Raw genomic sequence first — 3,417 nt, forward strand, 5'->3', positions numbered from 1 at the left:
AGTAACGTAATCGATAGCAGCTTGTACAGTAGTGATCTTTTCAGCTTCTTCGTCAGGGATTTCGGTCTCGAATTCCTCTTCCAGAGCCATCACCAGCTCAACGGTGTCAAGGGAGTCGGCACCCAGGTCTTCTACGAAGGAAGCAGTGTTGACCACTTCTTCTTCTTTAACGCCCAGTTGCTCGGCAACGATTTTATTGACGCGATCTTCGATGGTGATCATAACTTGTTTTCACTCCTAATTGACAAATTCAGGCAGCTGGCCAGTGGGTAAGTGTATAGAAAGACTTTTCAGCTTTTCAACTGAAAGCTTCACTCCTCAAACCCGGTGACCCTTTGCCTATAAAATAGATTGCAGCTTTATAACGGATTTTAGACAGCTCGTATGACATTTTTTTGAAGCAATCCGTCACATTTGAATTACATGTACATCCCGCCGTTCACCGGGATTGTAGCTCCGGTAACGTAAGCCGCACCGTCCGACGCAAGAAAAGCGACCACGGACGCGATCTCTTGAGCCTGCCCCAGACGACCCAGCGGAATCTGCGTCTGCAAGGCTTCACGCTGTGCCTCAGGCAGTTCACGGGTCATATCGGTGTCGATGAACCCTGGGGTCACCGAGTTTACCGTAATTGAACGCGAACCGACTTCACGCGCCAGCGCACGGCTGAAACCTTCCAGACCGGCCTTGGCGGCGGCATAGTTTACTTGGCCTGCGTTGCCCATGGCACCCACAACCGAACCAATACTGATAATTCGACCCCAACGAGCCTTGGTCATACCGCGCAAAACGCCCTTCGACAGGCGGAACAGACTGTTCAGGTTGGTATCGACAACGTCATGCCACTCGTCGTCTTTCATACGCATCATCAGGTTATCGCGGGTGATACCGGCGTTATTGACCAGAATCGCCGGCGCACCGAACTGCTCCTGGATGCTCGCCAGCAACGCTGCAACGGACTCGTCGCTGGTGACGTTGAGCTCAAGGCCAGTGCCCTGAATGCCGTTTTCCTTCAGGGTCGCAGCGATGCGCTCGGCACCCGATGCGGAGGTAGCGGTGCCGACCACGATGGCACCCTGACGACCCAGTTCCAGGGCGATAGCCTGACCAATGCCGCGGCTCGCACCGGTGACCAGTGCAACTTTACCTTGCAGACTCATGCAAGCTTCTCCTGATTCAGGCCAACGCTGCACGAGCGGCAGCGAAAGCGTCTGGGGTATTGAGGTTGGAAGTGGATACGCCGTCGGCGCAACGTTTGTTCAGACCTGCCAGCACTTTGCCCGGACCGCACTCGACCAGATTGGTCGCGCCCTTGGCTGCCAGTGCCTGGACCGATTCAACCCAGCGCACAGGCTTGTAGAGCTGCTCAAGCAAATCACGCTTGAGGGTTTCCAGATCGGTCGGCACATCGGCGCTGACGTTCTGCACCACAGGGATCTGCGGCGCCTGCCAATCGATGGCTGCGATCGAGTCGGCGAAACGCTCGGCTGCCGGGCGCATCAGTTCGCAGTGGGACGGCACGCTGACGGGCAGCGGCATGGCGCGCTTGGCACCACGAGCCTTGCAGCCTTCGATAGCGCGCTCGACCGCAGCCTTGGCACCGGCGATCACTACTTGACCTGGGGAGTTGAAATTGACCGCGCTGACCACTTCGCCCTGCGCGGCTTCGGCGCACGCTGCCAGTACGTCGGCGTCTTCCAGACCGAGGATAGCGGCCATGCCGCCCTGCCCGGCCGGAACGGCTTCCTGCATCAACTTGCCACGGGTTTCGACGAGCTTCACCGCGTCAGCGAGGCTCAGGCTGCCTGCCGCGACCAGTGCACTGTATTCACCCAGGCTGTGACCGGCGACGTAAGCCGGGCGCGCGCCACCTTCAGCCAGCCACAAGCGCCACAGGGCGATCGAAGCGGTCAGAATGGCTGGCTGGGTTTTATCGGTTTGATTGAGCTGCTCTTCCGGCCCTTGCTGGGTCAGTGCCCACAGGTCGTAACCCAGAGCAGCGGAAGCTTCTTTGAAGGTTTCAAGGACAACTGGATGTTGTGCGCCCAACTCGGCCAGCATGCCGAGGGACTGCGAACCCTGTCCTGGAAAGACGAATGCGAGGGAAGCAGACATGTAACAAGCCCCTAATGATCTTGTCGTCGGAGAATTGACGTCCCGCCTTGGCGGACGCAAGAAACTGACAGTTGGATGGCCAATTGAATTGAGCGGTCACATTTAAGCATTGTCCGACGAAAACACCTAAAGCAACAAATCCTCCAGACGACCGTGAAGTCGCTCCGGCAGGTTTTCCTGAATCTCGATCAGGGCACGGGAAATCGCACTCTGAAATCCCTGTACCCCAGCGGAACCGTGGCTTTTCACGACAATCCCCTGCAAACCGAGAAAACTTGCACCGTTATGACGCGCCGGAGCCAGATCGGCTTGCAGGCGCTTCATCAGCGGCAGCGCCAACGCACCCACCACGCGTGATGGCAGGCTTCTCTTGAACAGCTCCTCGATACGCCCGGCAATCATGGTCGCCAGACCTTCGCTGGATTTGAGCAGGATATTGCCGACAAAACCGTCACACACCACTACATCCGCTTCGCCGCGATACAAACCGTCACCCTCGACGAAACCGATGTAATTGATACCACGGGCACTTTGCAACAAAGTTGCAGCCAGCTTGACTTGCTGATTGCCCTTGATGTCTTCGATTCCGATATTCAGCAATGCCACCCGCGGGCGAACAACACCCAGCGTCTCGGCGGCGACCGAGCCCATCACTGCAAATTGCAGCAATTGCTCAGCGCTGCAATCGACGTTGGCGCCCAGATCGAGCAACTGGCAATAGCCTTTCTGCGTCGGGATTGCCGCCACCATGGCCGGCCGGTCGATGCCCGGCAACGTCTTGAGTACGAATCGCGACAACGCCATTAATGCGCCAGTGTTGCCGGCACTGACAAAGGCCTGAACCTTGCCGTCACGCAACAGCTCAAGCGCAACGCGCATCGATGAATCGGGCTTGCCACGAAGAGCTTGGGCGGGTTTTTCGTCCATGGTGATCACTTCTGACGCCGCAGTGATCGACAGGCGCGCGCGATCCACAGCCGAATGGCCAGCGATCAATTCTTCAAGGAGGGAGGGTTGACCGACGAGGGTCAGGTGCAGCGAGGGGGTAGCAGACAGGCAAGCGATGCTGGCCTGAACAATGCTGCGGGGACCGAAGTCCCCGCCCATTGCGTCAATCGCGATGACTTGAGCAGACAAGTGATTACTCGTCAGCGCCCTTGTCGATCACTTTACGACCACGGTATACGCCTTCTGGCGATACGTGGTGACGCAGGTGAACTTCACCGGTGGTTTTTTCTACAGACAGGGTGCTAGCCTCGAGAGCGTCGTGCGAACGGCGCATGTCACGGGCAGAGCGGGATT

5 protein-coding genes are annotated in these 3,417 nt (G+C 57.6%); all 5 read right to left on the bottom strand.

All coding sequences use genetic code 11. From position 1 onward, the window contains the following. A partial coding sequence (acpP, locus tag ACRESJ_RS01500; protein ID WP_431756301.1) for an acyl carrier protein occupies positions 1–222 on the bottom strand: 222 nt, incomplete at its 3' end. A 197-nt stretch (positions 223–419) separates the two neighbouring features. Further along, positions 420–1,160, bottom strand: coding sequence for a 3-oxoacyl-ACP reductase FabG (fabG, locus tag ACRESJ_RS01505; RefSeq protein ID WP_431756302.1), 741 nt, complete (start codon positions 1,158–1,160; stop codon positions 420–422). 16 nt (positions 1,161–1,176) lie between these two features. After that, a complete protein-coding gene (gene fabD / locus ACRESJ_RS01510) occupies positions 1,177–2,115 on the bottom strand; it encodes an ACP S-malonyltransferase (protein ID WP_431756303.1) in 939 nt (312 codons plus the stop codon). Between the two features lie 126 nt (positions 2,116–2,241). Further along, complete coding sequence (plsX, locus tag ACRESJ_RS01515; RefSeq protein WP_431756304.1) at positions 2,242–3,252, bottom strand: phosphate acyltransferase PlsX; 1,011 nt, start codon at positions 3,250–3,252, stop codon at positions 2,242–2,244. Positions 3,253–3,256: 4 nt separating this feature from the next. Beyond that, a partial coding sequence (rpmF, locus tag ACRESJ_RS01520; RefSeq protein ID WP_431756305.1) for a 50S ribosomal protein L32 occupies positions 3,257–3,417 on the bottom strand: 161 nt, incomplete at its 5' end.

This window comes from Pseudomonas sp., from assembly GCF_050739655.1.
Classification (GTDB): domain Bacteria; phylum Pseudomonadota; class Gammaproteobacteria; order Pseudomonadales; family Pseudomonadaceae; genus Aquipseudomonas.